Source organism: Nocardioides sp. CER19 (assembly GCF_029846275.1).
Lineage (GTDB): Bacteria > Actinomycetota > Actinomycetes > Propionibacteriales > Nocardioidaceae > Nocardioides.
The window spans coordinates 493,062-507,769 of record NZ_JARVWS010000004.1; the positions used below are offsets into that span (position 1 = coordinate 493,062).

Genomic DNA, 14,708 nt, shown 5'->3' on the forward strand with positions numbered 1-14,708 from the left:
CGTGAGTACCGTGACCGCTGTCGCACCGACCGAGATCGCCGGGCGGCTCCGCCTGACGCTGTATGCCGGCGCCGAAGTCCTCCTGACCGTGCCGACGCTCGTCGCCCTGGTGGTCACGATCGTGGGCGGCGTCTTGTCGATCACGTGGATCGGGCTGCTGTTCCTGGTCTGGTCGGTGCCGATGCTGCACTGGCTGGCGGACCGGCACCGGGCCATGGCCGCCCACACGCTCGGTGTCCCCGTGCCCGACGACCGGGTGCCGGTGCCGCCGGGGACACACCTGATCGGGCGCGTCTTCGTCTGGGCGCGCGACCCGATGACCTGGCGGGAGCTCGGCTGGGCGATCGTCGCGGCGACCGTCGGCCTCGCGATCTCGCTGCTCACGGTCGTGCTGTTCCTGGCCGTGGTGACCGGGGCGCTGTGGTGGTTCGGCGTCGAGCCGATCATGCGCGCTCGCGCTCGGATCGACTGCTTCTTCCTCACCTACGGCCGTGCCGAGCGGCTCGAGCAGCGGGTCGCCGACCTGACCGAGAGCCGCGCCGACGTGGTGGACCATTCGGCCGCCGAGCTGCGCCGCCTCGAGCGCGACCTGCACGACGGCGCCCAGGCCCGGCTGGTCGCCCTCTCGATGAGCCTGGGGATGGCCGACGAGGCGTTCGACGCGGACCCCGAGCGGGCCCGCAAGCTGGTGAGCGAGGCGCGGGCCACGTCGTCCGCCGCGCTCGGCGACCTGCGCGGTGTGGTCCGCGGGATCCACCCGCCCGTGCTCGCCGACCGCGGCCTCAGCGGCGCCGTCCAGGCGCTCGCCCTCGACCTTCCCCTCCCGGTGGAGGTGGAGGCGCGGCTCTCGGGGCGTCCGCCGGCCCCCGTCGAGTCGGCCCTCTACTTCGCGATCGCCGAGTGCCTGGCCAACGTCGGCAAGCACTCAGGGGCGGAGCATGCGTGGGTCCGACTGTGCCACCGGGACGGCGTCCTGAGGGCGATCGTGGGGGACGATGGTCGTGGCGGCGCCGATCCGACGGCAGGAACGGGCATGCTAGGCGTGATGCGCCGACTGGCGGCTTTCGACGGCACCTTGTCCGTCTCCAGCCCCGTCGGCGGCCCCACGATCGTCACGCTGGAGGTCCGTTGCGCCTTGTCCTCGCCGAAGACAACACCCTCCTCCGGGCCGGCCTGACCCAGCTGTTGGAAGGGCACGGCTTCACGATCCTGCACGCTGTCGCCGACTCCGCCCACCTCGACGAGGCGCTGGCCGATCCCGCCGCCGAGGCGGCCGTGCTCGACGTACGGCTGCCACCCGACTTCACCGACGAGGGGCTGCGCGCGGCCATCACCGTGCGGACGGCCCGGCCCGGGTTCCCGGTCATGGTCCTCTCCCAGTACGTCGAGGCGCTGTACGCCCGCGAGCTGCTCGCCTCCGGCACCGGTGCCGTCGGCTATCTCCTCAAGGACCGGGTGGCCGACGTGGCGGAGTTCGCGGAGGGCGTGCGCCGGGTCGCCGCCGGCGGGACCGTGCTCGACCCGGAGGTCGTCGCCACGGTGCTCTCGCGCCAGCGGGTGGAGCCGCTCGACCGGCTCACCGCGCGCGAGCGCGAGGTGCTGGGGCTGATGGCGGAGGGGCGCTCCAACGCCGCGATCGCCCACGCCCTGACCGTGACGGAGAAGGCGGTGGCCAAGCACATCAACGCGATCTTCACCAAGCTCGACCTCCCCGTCGACGAGGACGACCACCGCCGCGTGCGGGCGGTGCTCGCCTACCTCCGGGTCTAGCGACCCTAGGTGATCGGGCGCGACCGACCCTGAGCACCCTCAGGGGCGCCTCAGGGTCTGGTCCGGGGCGCTGCCCGACGCGCGTACCGGCGTCGCTCGGCGAGGGTTCTCGTCATGATCAAGGTCGAGTCCCTCACCAAGAAGTACGCCGGATTCACGGCCGTGGACGACGTGTCGTTCACCGCCCGGCCGGGTCGCGTCACGGGCTTCCTCGGCCCGAACGGGGCCGGCAAGTCCACCACCATGCGGGTCATGGTCGGCCTCACCGAGGCCACCTCCGGATCGACGACCATCCTCGGTCGCCGGTTCGCGGACCTGCCCAACCCGGGCCGCGAGGTCGGCGTCCTGCTGGACGCCTCCGCCCAGCACGCCGGCCGCACCGGCCGGGAGATCCTCACCATCGCCCAGCGCACGATGGGGCTGCCCAAGTCGAGTGTCGACGAGACGCTCGAGCGGGTCAGTCTCACGGAGAGCGAGGCCGGCCGCCGGGTGCGCAACTACTCGCTCGGCATGCGCCAGCGGCTCGGCATCGGCGTCGCGCTCATCGGCGACCCGGAGGTGCTGATCCTCGACGAGCCCGCCAACGGTCTCGACCCGGCCGGCATCCGCTGGATGCGTGACCTGCTGCGCGGCTTCGCCGACCAGGGCGGCACCGTGCTGCTCTCCTCGCACCTGCTCCACGAGATCGAGGTCATCGCCGACGACCTCGTCGTCATCGGCAACGGCCGGATCGTCGCCGGAGGCACCAAGGACGAGCTGCTCGCCGCCGGAGGCACGCTGGTCCGCGCGGCGGACACCGCCGCGCTCGCCGCGGCCCTCGCCGGGGCCGGCATCGGGTACAGCGCCGCGGACCGCGGCGCCCTGCTCGCCGACGCCGAGCTCGCGGTCGTCGGCCAGGCCGCGTTCGCGGCCGGCGTACCCCTCACCGAGCTGCGCGCCGCCGACGGCGCCGGGCTCGAGGAGATGTTCCTCGCGCTGACCGCCGAGAGCCAGCGCGACCAGATCACCGTCCAGGAAGGAACCGCGGCATGACCACCGCCACCATCGAGTCCGCCGACGTCCGTACGTCGACCCGCGACCGCGCCGTCCCGAAGCCGATCCCCTTCAGCCGCATCCTCGGCGTCGAGCTCCGCAAGATGTTCGACACCCGCTCGGGCTTCTGGCTGATGGCGAGCATCGGGATCCTGGCCGTGGTCGCGACCGGCGCGGTCATCATCTTCGCGCCCGACGACCAGATCGACTACGGCGCGTTCGGGTCGGCCGTCGGCGTGCCGATGACGGTGATCCTGCCGATCATCGCCATCCTCTCCGTCTCCAGCGAGTGGAGCCAGCGCAGCGCGCTGACCACCTTCACGCTGGTGCCCAGCCGGGCCCGCGTCATCGCCGCCAAGGCGACGCTGACCGTCGCCATCGGCGTCGTCTCGATGCTCGTCGCGCTCGGCGTCGGCGCGGTCGGCAACGTGGTCGGCAGCGCGCTGGCCGGTGTCGACCAGACCTGGAACATCTCGCCGTCGGAGTTCGCCCAGATCGTGCTCGCCGACGGGATCGGCATGCTGATGGGGTTCATGCTCGGCGTCCTGCTGCGCAGCTCCCCCGCCGCCGTCGTCGGCTACTTCGTCTACTCGCTCGTCCTGCCCGGCATCTCGGGGGCTCTCGCCAACGCGACCGACTGGTGGAACCAGCACGGCGCGTGGTTCGACCTCAACTGGGCCTCGGGCAACCTCTACGACGACATGACCGGGCAGATGTGGGCACAGCTGGGTGTCACCGCGCTGATCTGGCTGGTTCTTCCCCTCGCGGTCGGGCTGCGGCTCCTGATGCGCGCCGAGGTGAAGTGACCTCCTGAGACTGCGGCCCGGCCCCTGCGGGGGTCGGGCCGCTGCCATCTCTCAGAGGATCGTGACGGGATGGCGGACCACGGCATCGAAGAAGTAGCCGTTGGGGTTCCAGGCCGCCTCGTCGGGCTGCGTGCGGCCGCGCACGTCGGTCGCCCGGGCGAGGAGCGTCCTGGCCCCCGGCTCCGGGCGCTCGAGGACGGTCGACCACTGCGTCCAGCCCCAGCCGTGCCCGGCACTCGCCCGACCGGGAGCGTGCAGCCTCGCGGGACGCCAGGTGGCACCTCCGTCGGTGCTCACCTCGACACCGGCGATCGGGCCGGCCCCGCTCCACGACCGCCCCGTCAGCTCGATCCGCGGGGCTCGCGCCAGCTGGGCGCCCCACGGGAGCTCCCAGGCCGAGCGCACCGGATTGGTGGAGAGCGGGCCGTCGATGTTGTACCAGGTCGTGCTCCACGGCGAGGTCAGCTCGCTGGTCGACACCTCGAGGGAGCCGAGCCACTTGATGTTCGCGATGCCGACCCAGCCGGGCAGCACCAGCCGGAGCGGAAAGCCGTGGTCGGGCAGCAGCGGCTTCCCGTCGGCTCCCCAGGCGAGGATGGCGTCGTCGAGGGCCTTCGCGACCGGGAAGGGTCGCCTGACCGGGCCGTAGTCCACACCGGCGTTGACGTAGTCGGCGTCGAGGCCGGTGGCCTGGACGCTGACGGCGTCGGGCCGCAGCCCGAGCGCACGCAGCACGTCCGCGAGCCGTACGCCGGTCCAGCGCACCGTCCCGACCGCGCCGAGGGTCCACTGGGTGCCCGAGGCGGCACGTCCCTGCTGGGAGGCGAAGAAGCTGCGCCCGTTGCCGGTGCACTCGTGGACGGTGGTCGCCTGGACGTGACGGAAGCCGCGCAGCTCGCGGAGCGACAGGCTGGCGTCGCGGCGTACGCCGTCACCGTGGACGCGCAGCCGGTAGGTGCTCGGGTCGATCGTCGGCGTGGAGGTGTGGTTGCGGACGAACAGCCGGCGCTGCGGGGTGAGGTAGGCGCTGGGGTCGACCGACTCCCAGCGCATCTCGGCGTTGCTGCCGTAGTCGACGAACCACCGCGGCGGGAGCGGCTTCAGGATCTGGGGAGCGCCCGCCGACGCGGGCGGCACGAACGAGGGCAGCGAGGCGGCCGCAGCGGCCGAGGCGGCGAGTCCGAAGACCGTGCGCCGGGTGACCCGAGTCATGCGCCGAACGTTAACACGATCGACTTAGTAGTTTTAGTGGTCGAAGGCCCTGATCGTCCGGTACGCGGCGCGGACCGCGATGGCGCGGCGGAGCTGTCGCGACACGACCCCGGCGAACTGCTGGTGGTAGTTCTCGTCGGTGAAGGTGGAGACGGTCAGGTAGAAGCCGGAGAAGGCACCGAGGAAGACCGCCACCTCGACCAGCTCGCGGGTGACCCGGTGGAGGCCGAGGATCGGGCGGCCGGGCTCCGACAACCAGGCCTGGTAGACCTCCGGCGAGATGATGATGGCGCCGAAGACCAGCAGGAACGCGGCCACGATGAGCGCCAGCAGGGTGACCTGGATGAGCTGTGTGAGCAGCAGCATGAGCAGCAGGTTCCAGCGCTCAGGGCCGCTCACCGCCGCCTGCTCCACACCGACGTCGCCGATCTCGCCCGCGTGCGCGGCGAGCGGAGTGCCCTCGCACGCGGTCACGAGACTGTCGGAGTCCATCCCGTTGTCGGCCTGGTCGACCTCGTCGGGCAGCCGCACCAGCAAGAAGGCGACCGAGAGCCCGAGGAAGAGCAGCACGACCAGCCACAGGTCACCGAGCCCGAGGTGCGCACTGACCTGCCAGACCTCGGTGTTGACGAACAGGAACGTCACGAACAGCACGAGAAGCGGCAGCGCACGGGTGGCGACCGGGACGAGGGCGGTCAGCGACCGGAACGTCGTGCCGAAGGCCCACACGACGATCGCCCGGGCCCGCAGCGCGGTGAGCGCGTACCACACGGACACGAGCAGGACGACCGTGACGAGCGCGGCCGGGGCGAACGAGAGCTGGTCGCCGATCCAGGCGAGCGCGACCCCCGCGGCAGCGGCCGCGAGGACGGCGACGACCAGGAGGGGCAGCGCGCGACCCGGGCGCAACGCCTGCCGGACGGCGGCGCGCTGCTCCGGCACGAAGTAGGGCAGCCCGTGCCGCTCGAACCAGATCTCCGTCGCGCGCAGCGCGTCCCCGCGGTCCGGGGGCCCCGGCATCCCTCAGTCCTCGGCGAGCAGGCGGCGCGCCTGGTCGACGTCGGCCCGCATCTGGTCGATCAGCTCGTCGATCGAGCCGAAGGCGACCATGCCGCGCAGCCGGTCGACGAACTCGACGAGGACCTCGACGCCGTAGAGCTCGAGGTCGGTGCGGTCGAGGACATAGCTCTCGACCCGGCGCGTGATGACGCCGTCGAAGGTCGGGTTGACGCCGACGCTGATGGCCGCGGGGTAGCGCTCCCCCGTGTCGAGCCGGGTCAGCCAGCCGGCGTACACGCCGTCGGAGGGTGTCGCCGTCAGCGCCTCGGTGGGGACGTTGGCGGTCGGGAAGCCGAGCTCACGCCCGCGCTGGTCGCCCTTGACGACAAGGCCGCGGACGGCGTGCGGTCGGCCGAGCGCCTCCGCCGCCCCCGCGACGTCGCCGGCGGCGAGGCACGTGCGGATGTAGGTGGACGACCACACCTGCGGACCGCCGTCGAGCGGGATGCCCTCGACCGCGAAGTCGTGCCCCGCACCGAAGTCGGCCAGGCAGGCGACGTCCCCGACCGCGCGGTTGCCGTAGCGGAAGTTCGCGCCCACGACGGCCTCCTGGGCGTGCAGCGCGTCCACCAGGACGCGCTGGGCGAACTCGTCGGGCGACCACCGCGCCATGTCGCGGTCGAACGGGAGGGCCAGGACGGCGTCGGCGCCGTGCTGGGTGAGCAGCTCGGCGCGCGCCTCGATGGTGGTCAGCGTGGGTGGCGCGTGCTCAGGCCGGAGCACCGCCATCGGGTGCGGGTCGAAGGTCACCGCGACGAGCGTGAGCCCGTCGGCGAGAGCCTTCGCCCGCGCCGTCGCGAGGACGTGCTGGTGACCAAGGTGCACTCCGTCGAAGTTCCCGATGACGACGGCCGTCCGTCCCAGGTCGGAGGGCACCTCGTCGAGCGATCGCCACAGCTGCACGAGGTCAGACTCTAGTGGTCCTCATCCGGTGAACACCGCGACGGGTCGTGCCACGGACGGGTCGCCGGTGGGCTCGTAGAGCGCGAGGAAGGCGCCGTCCGGTGCGAAGACCGCGGTCAGCCCGTCGAGGCCGATGCCGAGCTTCCGACCCACGCGCACGTGTCCGGCCTGCTCCTCGTCGAGGTCGTACGCCGGGAAGGCGGCGCGGGCGGCGTCGGCGATGGGCAGCAAGGTGAACGTCTCGCCGAGCTCCTCGAGCGTGTGCGCCACGTCGAGCCCGTAGGGCCCGACGGCCGTGCGGCGCAGCGCCGTCAGGTGCCCGCCCACCCCCAGCATCGCGCCGACGTCGCGGGCGATCGCGCGCACGTAGGTGCCGCTCGAGCAGCGCACCGAGATGTCGACGTCGAGGAAGTCGCCGACGGCGCGTCGGTCCAGCACCTCGAGCGCGTGGATGGTGACCGGGCGAGCCTTCAGCTCGACCGCCTCGCCCTCGCGGACCCGCTGGTAGGCCCGCTTGCCGTCGACCTTGATCGCGCTGACCGCCGTCGGCACCTGCTCGATGTCGCCGACCTGCGTGGCGAACGCCGCCCGGACCGCCTCGTCGACGAGGTGGCCCGCGGACGCCGTCGTGAGCGTCTCGCCCTCGGCGTCGTCGGTCGTGGTGCTCTGCCCGAGGCGGACCGTGGCGTCATAGGTCTTCTCGGTCAGCATGAGGTACCCGAGCAGGCGGGTGGCGCGCTCGACGCCGACGACGAGCACGCCGGTCGCCATGGGGTCGAGCGTGCCGGCGTGGCCGACCTTCCGGGTGCCGGCCAGCCGGCGGACGCGGGCGACCACGTCGTGCGAGGTCATCCCGCCGGCCTTGTCGACGACGACAAGACCCGGGTCGGTCACGGTTCCTGAGGTGGGCGCGCAGCGCCCGTCTCGAAGGGCTCCGTGCCCTCGTCCTCGTCGAGCTCGCCGTCCCAGTCGTCCTCGTCGTCGCGCGGCTTCTTGTAGGGGTCCTCCTCGCCGGCGTACGTCGCCCCGCGAGACGCGGCGACCGCCTCGTCCTGCGCCTTGGCGCGGGCGAGCACCTCGTCGAGGTGGCGGGCCGTCTCGGGCAGGGCGTCGTGGATGAACTCCAGCGACGGCGCGTGCCGCATGCCGAGCTGCTTGGCGACCTCGGAGCGGATCAGGCCCTTCGCCGACTCGAGCGCGGCAGCGGTCGCCGCCAGCTCGGTCGGATCGTCGCTCATCGCCGTGTAGAAGACGCTGGCCTGCTGCGTGTCACCGGAGACCCGGACGTCGGTGACGGTGACGAACCCGAGCCGAGGGTCCTTGATCCGGCGCTCCAGCATCTGCGCGACGATCACCTGGATCCGGTCGGCGATCTTGCGCACCCGGGGGTTGCTCATGTCTCTCACTCTCTCAAACGGCCGACGCCGCCACAGCCCGAGGGCTGCAGCGGCGTCGGCATGTCAGCTGACTCAGCCGCGCGGGATCTCGACCATCTCGAAGGCCTCGACGATGTCGCCTTCCTTGATGTCCTGGAAGTTGCGCAGCACCAGACCGCACTCGAAGCCCTCGCGGACCTCGGAGGCGTCGTCCTTCTCGCGCTTCAGCGACGCCAGGTCGAGGTTGTCGGCGACGACGGAGCCGTCGCGGATGACCCGGACCTTCGCGTTGCGGCGGATCAGGCCGCTGGTGACCATACAACCGGCGATGTTGCCGACCTTGGAGCTGCGGAAGATCGCACGGATCTCCGCCTGGCCCAGGGTCCGCTCCTCGTACTCCGGCTTGAGCATGCCCTTGAGCGCGGCCTCGATCTCCTCGATGGCCTGGTAGATGACGGTGTAGTACCGGATCTCCACGCCCTCCTTCTCGGCCATCTCGGTCGCCTTGCCCTGCGGGCGGACGTTGAACCCGATGATGATCGCGTCGGAGGCGGCGGCCAGGTCGACGTTGGTCTCGGTGATCGCACCGACACCGCGGTCGATGACGCGGATGCCGACCTCGTCGCCCACGTCGATCTTCGCCAGCGCGTCCTCGAGGGCCTCGACCGAACCGGACACGTCGCCCTTGAGGATGAGGTTGAGCTCCTGGCTCTCGCCCTTCTCCATGGAGGCCATGAAGTCCTCGAGGGTACGACGCACACGGCGCTTCGCCTGCATGGCGGCCCGCTCGCGGGCCTCCCGCTTCTCGGCGATCTGGCGCGCCATCCGGTCGTCCTCGACCACCAGGAAGTTCTGGCCGGCGCCGGGGACCGCCGAGAGACCGAGAACCATCGCCGGACGCGCCGGGGTGGCCTCCTCGATCTCCTTGCCGTACTCGTCGAGCATCGCCCGGACACGGCCGTGGGCCGGGCCGGCGACGATCGAGTCGCCGACACGGAGCGTGCCGCGCTGGACCAGCACCGTGGCGACCGGACCGCGACCGCGGTCGAGGTGCGCCTCGATGACCAGACCCTGGGCGTCCTGCGTCGGGTTCGCCCGCAGGTCGAGGCTGGCGTCGGCGGTCAGGACGATCGCCTCGAGCAGCTTGTCGAGGTTGAGGCCCGACTTGGCCGAGACGTCGACGAACATCGCGTCGCCGCCGTACTCCTCGGGGATGAGGCCGTACTCGGTCAGCTGGCCACGGACCTTGGTCGGGTCCGCCTCCGGCTTGTCGATCTTGTTGACCGCGACGACGATCGGCACACCGGCCGCCTTGGCGTGGTTGAGCGCCTCGACGGTCTGCGGCATCACGCCGTCGTCGGCCGCGACCACGAGCACCGCGATGTCGGACGACTGCGAGCCGCGGGCACGCATGGCGGTGAACGCCTCGTGACCCGGGGTGTCGATGAAGGTGATGGCACGGTCCGCGCCGTCGACCTCGGTGGAGACCTGGTAGGCACCGATGTGCTGGGTGATGCCACCGGCCTCGCCCGCGACGACGTTCGCGTTGCGGAGTGCGTCGAGGAGCTTCGTCTTGCCGTGGTCGACGTGACCCATGACGGTCACGACCGGCGGACGGACGACCAGGTCGGCCTCGTCGCCCTCGTCCTCGCCGAACTCGATGTCGAACGACTCGAGCAGCTCGCGGTCCTCGTCCTCCGGGGAGACGACCTGGACGACGTAGTTGAGCTCCTCGCCGAGCAGCTCGAAGGTCTCGTCACCCACGGACTGGGTGGCGGTCACCATCTCGCCCAGGCTGAAGAGCATCTGCACGAGGGCAGCGGCGTCGACGTTGATGCGCTCGGCGAAGTCGGTCAGGGACGCGCCGCGCGGCAGGCGAACGGTCTCGCCGTTGCCCTTGCGGACGCGCACGCCGCCGATCGTCGGGGCCTCCATGGCCTCGAACTCCTGGCGACGCGCCCGCTTCGACTTGCGACCGCGGCGCGACGGGCCACCGGGACGACCAAACGCGCCCTGCGTGGAGCCGCGCTGGCCGGGACGGCCACCGCCGCCCGGACGACCGCCGCCACCGGGAGCGCCGCCACCGGGACCGCCGCCGAAGCCACCGCGACCGGGGGCACCGGCGCCGGCGCCGGCCCCGGGACGACCCGGAGCACCAGTGCGGCCACCCGGGCCGGGACGGCCCGGAGCACCGGGGCGACCGCCAGCGGGGCCGCCGGGACGCGCGCCGAAGGAGTTGGGGTTCTTGGGCATCATCGCCGGGTTCGGGCGCGGCATGCCCGGGCGACCGGGCGCACCGCCGTCACGGCCGGCCGGCGGACGCGGCGGACGCTGGGCGTCGCCGGCACCAGCGCCGGCACCGGCGGGGGCACCACCGTCGCGCGCGGCCGGCGGGGCCGGGCGACGGCCCATGCCCTGGCTGGACGCGAACGGGTTGTTGCCCGGACGCGGCGCGCCGGGACGCGGAGCCGGGCGGGGACCCGGGGACGGAGCCTTCGGCGCGGGCGCCGCAGGAGCCGCCGGGGCCTGCGCGGCCTGCGCGGCCGGAGCGGCGGGGGCTGCGGGCTGCTCGGACGGGGCCGGAGCCGGCTTCTTCGCCGGGCCGGGCCGCGGGCCGGAGGGTGCGGAGGGTGCGGACGGAGCGGGCGCAGCCGGAGCGGCGGCAGCCGGGGCGGCAGGCGCCTCGGCGGCGGGGGCCGACTCCTGGGCAGGCGCGGCCTGCGGCGCAGGCTTGGCCTGCTCCTTCGGCTGCACCGGAGCGGCCTGCGTGGCGGGCGCCTCGGGCGCCTTGTTGGCGAGAAGGTCGGCGCCGTAGGTCGCTTCGAACTTCTTCACCGCGGGGAGCTCGATGCTCGACGACGCGGTCTTGGCGAACTCGCCGATCGCGCCCAGCTTCTCCAGCGCTTCCTTGCTGGTGATGCCGTACTGCTTGGCGAGTTCTGATACTCGGGTCTTGGCCACAATTCTCCTTCTGGCCACAGACCCGGTTTCGGGCTCTTCTTCTGTGACCGTTAGTGGTTGGTGCTGTGCAGACAGCGGAGGGGGCTCATCGCGAAGTACTCATCGAGTGCTCATGAGCTGTTGCTCCGATTCCTAGGTGGGTCGATCACGGTCAGCGAGTCGAGGTACTCCCCTACCGGTGTCGCAGGCAGACCACCCTCGAGCCGCAGGGCTCGTGTGAAGGCCTTCCTCCGCACCGCGAGGTCGTAGCACTCGGACGTGGGGTGCAGGTGCGCTCCGCGTCCGGGTGTGGTGGCAGTCGGATCGGGTACGACGGCCGGGTGGCCGTTCGCGTCCGAGCCGGCGGTCACCCGCACCAACTCGCGCTTGGCGGCCCGCTGCCGACAACCGATGCAGGTCCGAACCGGGCCATGAGCAGGGGTTTCGTCTTGGCGTGCCACCAATCCACCACTCTACCGGTTCCGGGCAACGGATTCCGAAACGGGGCTGGTCGTAGCGTGAACTCATGGCAGTGGGCCGTGCGTTCGCCGAACGCTTCAGGGGATCAACACTCGACGGGGCGAAATGGTTCCCGCACTACCTGCCCGCGTGGTCGTCGCGGGCCGCCACCGCGGCGTCGTTCCGCGTCGGCGAGGGGCTGACGCTCGAGGTGCCGCCCGACCACCCGCTGTGGTGTCCCGACCTCCACCGGCCGCCGCTGCGGGTGTCGGGGATCCAGTCCGGCAGCTGGTCGGGACCGGCCGGGTCGACGTACGGGCAGCAGCGGTTCCGCGACGGCCTCGTCGTCCGGGAGGAGCAGGAGCGCTTCGAGGGCTGGCTGCCGGCCACCGGGCGGGTGGCCGCGCGAGCAGCGATGGACCTCTCGCCGCGGTCGATGGCGGCACTGTGGCTGAGCGGGTTCGAGGACGACGCGGAGCAGCTGCGCTGTGGGGAGCTGTGCGTCTTCGAGGTGTTCGGGCGCTCGGTCGAGGGCGCGACCGCTGAGGTCGGGGTCGGCATCAAGCCGTTCCGCGATCCCGCACTCACCGACGACTTCGCCGCTGCCCGCCTCCCCCTCGACGTGCGGGAGCCGCACGACTACGCCGTCGAGTGGGACACGGAGGAGGCGGTCTTCACCGTCGACGGCGAGGTCGTCCGTCGCTGCGCCGGCCCGCCGACGTACCCACTGCAGCTGATGCTCGCGGTCTTCGACTTCCCGGAGTGGTCGGTCGGTGGCGACGACGATCTGGTGCCACGGCTGCTCGTCGAGGAGGTCAGCGGCTGGTCGTGACCTGTCTCAGGATCCGCGGAGGGCGTCGAGCAGGACCGGCCACAGCTCGCGTCCCAGGGCCGCGTCGGCCGCCGGCGTGCCGCCGTGGGCGAGGTCGCGGCGTGGCGGCGTGGCGGTCTCCCCCGGCAGCAGCACCCGGTGACCCGCCTCGGCGTGCGTGACGACGGTGGTGCCGCGCCCCGTCGCCTCGCGACGTCGTCGGACCTGCTCGGCGAAGAGCACCGACGGCCACAGGGCGTCGTCCCCGCCCGCCGCGAGCACCACCTCACCGGTGATGCGCTCGACCGGGATCCGCGCGGCGGGTACCCGGTCGGCGTAGGTCTCGAGGCTCTGGCAGTACATGTCCACGTAGGACGGCGGGCCCTCGCCACCTTCCGGCTCCCAGCCGTCGTCGTAGGGAACGAACGGGAGCGGCTCGCCACCGCGCGTCCAGGACGACCGCTGCGGCCTCGCGTCACCGAGGGCCGCCCACACCACGTCGCTCGGCGCGAGCCCGACCACGACGTCGATCTCGGCGTGGAGCGCGCCGAGGAGCAGGGCCGCCTCGGCGCCCCGTGACGTGCCGAGGACGGCCAGCCGGTCGCAACGCTCGTGGAGCCGGGCCAGCGGCTCCTCGAACGACTCGAGCGGCACCAGGTCGACGGTGTCGCCGAACCAGCGGTACGACGCCGCGGTGATGCCCGCCGCAGCGAGGACGCGGCAGCGGTCCTCCTCCACGCGGCCGCTGGAGCCGGCGAGGACGAGCACGCCGACGGCGTCACCCCCGTCGGCGATGAACAGCTCGGCCATCCGCGCTCAGCTCTCCGCCGGGGCCTCCTCGTCGGAGCGGATGTCGATGCGCCAGCCGGTGAGGCGCGCGGCCAGGCGGGCGTTCTGCCCCTCCTTGCCGATCGCCAGCGACAGCTGGTAGTCGGGGACGACGACGCGGGCCGACTTCGCGTCGGCGTCGAGGATCTCGACGGAGTTGACCCTCGACGGGGAGAGCGCGTTGGCGACGAGCGTCGCCGGGTCGTCGGACCAGTCGACGATGTCGATCTTCTCGCCGTGCAGCTCGGCCATCACGTTGCGGACTCGCTGGCCCATCGGGCCGATGCAGGCGCCCTTGGCGTTGACGCCCGAGGTGTTGGACTTCACCGCGATCTTGGTGCGGTGACCGGCCTCGCGGGCGATCGCGGCGATCTCGACGGTGCCGTCGTGGATCTCGGGGACCTCGAGCGCGAACAGCTTGCGCACCAGGTTCGGGTGGCTGCGCGACAGGGTGATCTGCGGGCCGCGCATGCCCTTGCGCACGCTCGTGACCAGGCACTTGATGCGGGTGCCGTGGTCGTAGCGCTCGCCCGGGACGCGCTCGCTGACCGGCAGCAGCGCCTCGATCTTGCCCAGGTCGACCATGACGTCGTCGGGGTTGCGACCCTGCTGGATCACCCCGGAGATGATGTCGCCCTCACGGCCCGAGAACTCGCCGAACTTGATGTCGTCCTCGGCGTCGCGCAGCCGCTGCAGCATGATCTGCTTCGCGGTCGTCGCGGCGATGCGGCCGAAGCCGGCGGGCGTGTCGTCGTACTCGGTGATGACGTTGCCGTCCGCATCGACCTCGGCGGCGAGGACGCTCACGTGGCCCGACTTGCGGTCGAGGACGACCCTCGCGTTCTGATGGGCGCCGGGGGTCTTGTGGTACGCCGTCAGGAGGGCCTGCTCGATCGCCTCCACGAGCACGTCGAAGGAGATCTCCTTCTCCCGCTCCAGCATCCGCAGGATGCTCAGGTCGATGTCCATCAGGCGTCTCCTTCTTCCGTGTCGCCAGGGTCGCCGGCGGCGCTGCCGGGGCGGTTGAACTCGATCTGCACCAAGGCTCGCTTGACGTCGACGTAGGCGACCCGCCGCTGCTTGCCGGAGACGTCCAGCGTGGCGCCGTCCTCGTCGCTGGCGATGACGCGTCCGGTGAACACGCCACCCTCCTGCGGGGTGACCTTGACCAGGCGCGACTCGTTGCGGCGCCAGTGGCGCGGCAGGGTGAGCGGCCGGTCGACACCGCGCGAGGTGACCTCGAGGGTGTAGGGGTGCTCGCCCATCACGTCGGAGTCGTCGAGCACCCGGTTGACCTCACGGGTCGCGTCGGCGACGTCGTCCAGCGTGACACCGCCGTCCTTGTCGACGGCCACGCGGAGGATGCGACGCTTCCCGGCGGGCGTGATCTCGACGGCCTCGACGTCCAGACCCAGGGAAGCGAGCGGCTGCGTCAGCTCGCTCTCCAGCCTGTCCCTGACGGTGTCATTCACCGGGCCGGTCATGGCCACCTCCCTGTCCTGTTGTGTGGTG

At 72.1% G+C, this 14,708-nt stretch carries 15 protein-coding genes; 5 read left to right on the forward strand and 10 right to left on the reverse strand.

Annotated features, from left to right (window positions below; all coding sequences use genetic code 11):
• Position 1: 1 nt before the first annotated feature.
• The 4 genes from QDS12_RS21860 (at position 2) to QDS12_RS21875 (ending at position 3,608) form a co-directional block, all read left to right on the forward strand.
• Positions 2 to 1,177 carry a sensor domain-containing protein gene (locus QDS12_RS21860; RefSeq protein ID WP_279883111.1) on the forward strand — a complete coding sequence of 392 codons (1,176 nt, stop codon included), beginning with the start codon at positions 2 to 4 and terminating at the stop codon, positions 1,175 to 1,177.
• A complete protein-coding gene (locus QDS12_RS21865; RefSeq protein ID WP_279883112.1) occupies positions 1,129 to 1,770 on the forward strand; it encodes a response regulator transcription factor in 642 nt (213 codons plus the stop codon). Before QDS12_RS21860 ends, QDS12_RS21865 begins: the two co-directional genes overlap by 49 nt.
• A gap of 114 nt (positions 1,771 to 1,884) precedes the next feature.
• A complete protein-coding gene (locus QDS12_RS21870; protein WP_279883113.1) occupies positions 1,885 to 2,802 on the forward strand; it encodes an ATP-binding cassette domain-containing protein in 918 nt (305 codons plus the stop codon).
• Positions 2,799 to 3,608, forward strand: a complete 810-nt coding sequence (locus QDS12_RS21875; RefSeq protein WP_279883114.1) for an ABC transporter permease — start codon at positions 2,799 to 2,801, stop codon at positions 3,606 to 3,608. The genes QDS12_RS21870 and QDS12_RS21875 overlap by 4 nt, the downstream gene beginning before the upstream one ends.
• 51 nt (positions 3,609 to 3,659) lie before the next feature.
• Here the strand turns inward: QDS12_RS21875 and QDS12_RS21880 are convergent, their stop codons facing one another.
• From QDS12_RS21880 to QDS12_RS21910, 7 genes are all read right to left on the reverse strand, one after another.
• A complete protein-coding gene (locus tag QDS12_RS21880; protein WP_279883115.1) occupies positions 3,660 to 4,820 on the reverse strand; it encodes a sulfite oxidase in 1,161 nt (386 codons plus the stop codon).
• Positions 4,821 to 4,853: 33 nt separating this feature from the next.
• Complete coding sequence (locus tag QDS12_RS21885; protein WP_279883117.1) at positions 4,854 to 5,840, reverse strand: hypothetical protein; 987 nt, start codon at positions 5,838 to 5,840, stop codon at positions 4,854 to 4,856.
• 3 nt (positions 5,841 to 5,843) lie between these two features.
• Positions 5,844 to 6,782 (reverse strand): bifunctional riboflavin kinase/FAD synthetase, encoded by a 939-nt coding sequence (locus QDS12_RS21890; RefSeq protein WP_279883119.1) that lies wholly within the window; start codon positions 6,780 to 6,782, stop codon positions 5,844 to 5,846.
• 21 nt (positions 6,783 to 6,803) lie between these two features.
• On the reverse strand, positions 6,804 to 7,676 hold the full coding sequence (truB, locus tag QDS12_RS21895; protein ID WP_279883121.1) for a tRNA pseudouridine(55) synthase TruB: 873 nt from the start codon (positions 7,674 to 7,676) through the stop codon (positions 6,804 to 6,806).
• Positions 7,673 to 8,179 (reverse strand): 30S ribosome-binding factor RbfA, encoded by a 507-nt coding sequence (gene rbfA, locus QDS12_RS21900; protein WP_279883123.1) that lies wholly within the window; start codon positions 8,177 to 8,179, stop codon positions 7,673 to 7,675. The genes truB and rbfA overlap by 4 nt, the downstream gene beginning before the upstream one ends.
• A 72-nt stretch (positions 8,180 to 8,251) precedes the next feature.
• Complete coding sequence (gene infB / locus QDS12_RS21905) at positions 8,252 to 11,119, reverse strand: translation initiation factor IF-2 (RefSeq protein ID WP_279883125.1); 2,868 nt, start codon at positions 11,117 to 11,119, stop codon at positions 8,252 to 8,254.
• Positions 11,120 to 11,229: 110 nt separating this feature from the next.
• Positions 11,230 to 11,559, reverse strand: a complete 330-nt coding sequence (locus QDS12_RS21910; RefSeq protein ID WP_279883127.1) for a YlxR family protein — start codon at positions 11,557 to 11,559, stop codon at positions 11,230 to 11,232.
• 65 nt (positions 11,560 to 11,624) lie between these two features.
• On the opposite strand from QDS12_RS21910, the gene QDS12_RS21915 reads away from it, so the two are divergent.
• Positions 11,625 to 12,389, forward strand: coding sequence for a glycoside hydrolase family 16 protein (locus tag QDS12_RS21915; RefSeq protein ID WP_279883128.1), 765 nt, complete (start codon positions 11,625 to 11,627; stop codon positions 12,387 to 12,389).
• A 6-nt stretch (positions 12,390 to 12,395) separates the two neighbouring features.
• Here the strand turns inward: QDS12_RS21915 and QDS12_RS21920 are convergent, their stop codons facing one another.
• The 3 genes from QDS12_RS21920 to rimP are packed head-to-tail and all read right to left on the reverse strand — an operon-like array spanning position 12,396 to position 14,680.
• Positions 12,396 to 13,178, reverse strand: coding sequence for an acyl-CoA thioester hydrolase/BAAT C-terminal domain-containing protein (locus QDS12_RS21920; protein ID WP_279883130.1), 783 nt, complete (start codon positions 13,176 to 13,178; stop codon positions 12,396 to 12,398).
• 6 nt (positions 13,179 to 13,184) lie between these two features.
• Complete coding sequence (gene nusA / locus QDS12_RS21925) at positions 13,185 to 14,165, reverse strand: transcription termination factor NusA (protein ID WP_279883131.1); 981 nt, start codon at positions 14,163 to 14,165, stop codon at positions 13,185 to 13,187.
• Positions 14,165 to 14,680: a ribosome maturation factor RimP gene (gene rimP, locus QDS12_RS21930; RefSeq protein ID WP_279883133.1), complete on the reverse strand. Its 516-nt coding sequence runs from the start codon at positions 14,678 to 14,680 to the stop codon at positions 14,165 to 14,167. The genes nusA and rimP overlap by 1 nt, the downstream gene beginning before the upstream one ends.
• Between the last annotated feature and the right edge of the window lie 28 nt (positions 14,681 to 14,708).

Excerpts from the sequence above, each read along its gene's own strand:
- QDS12_RS21870 (WP_279883113.1), top strand. The coding sequence starts at position 1,885 with ATGATCAAGGTCGAGTCCCTCACCAAGAAGTACGCCGGATTCACGGCC.
- QDS12_RS21875 (WP_279883114.1), top strand. The coding sequence starts at position 2,799 with ATGACCACCGCCACCATCGAGTCCGCCGACGTCCGTACGTCGACCCGC.
- QDS12_RS21880 (WP_279883115.1), bottom strand. The coding sequence starts at position 4,820 with ATGACTCGGGTCACCCGGCGCACGGTCTTCGGACTCGCCGCCTCGGCC.
- QDS12_RS21885 (WP_279883117.1), bottom strand. The coding sequence starts at position 5,840 with ATGCCGGGGCCCCCGGACCGCGGGGACGCGCTGCGCGCGACGGAGATC.
- rbfA (WP_279883123.1), bottom strand. The coding sequence starts at position 8,179 with ATGAGCAACCCCCGGGTGCGCAAGATCGCCGACCGGATCCAGGTGATC.
- QDS12_RS21915 (WP_279883128.1), top strand. The coding sequence starts at position 11,625 with ATGGCAGTGGGCCGTGCGTTCGCCGAACGCTTCAGGGGATCAACACTC.
- QDS12_RS21920 (WP_279883130.1), bottom strand. The coding sequence starts at position 13,178 with ATGGCCGAGCTGTTCATCGCCGACGGGGGTGACGCCGTCGGCGTGCTC.
- nusA (WP_279883131.1), bottom strand. The coding sequence starts at position 14,165 with ATGGACATCGACCTGAGCATCCTGCGGATGCTGGAGCGGGAGAAGGAG.
- rimP (WP_279883133.1), bottom strand. The coding sequence starts at position 14,680 with ATGACCGGCCCGGTGAATGACACCGTCAGGGACAGGCTGGAGAGCGAG.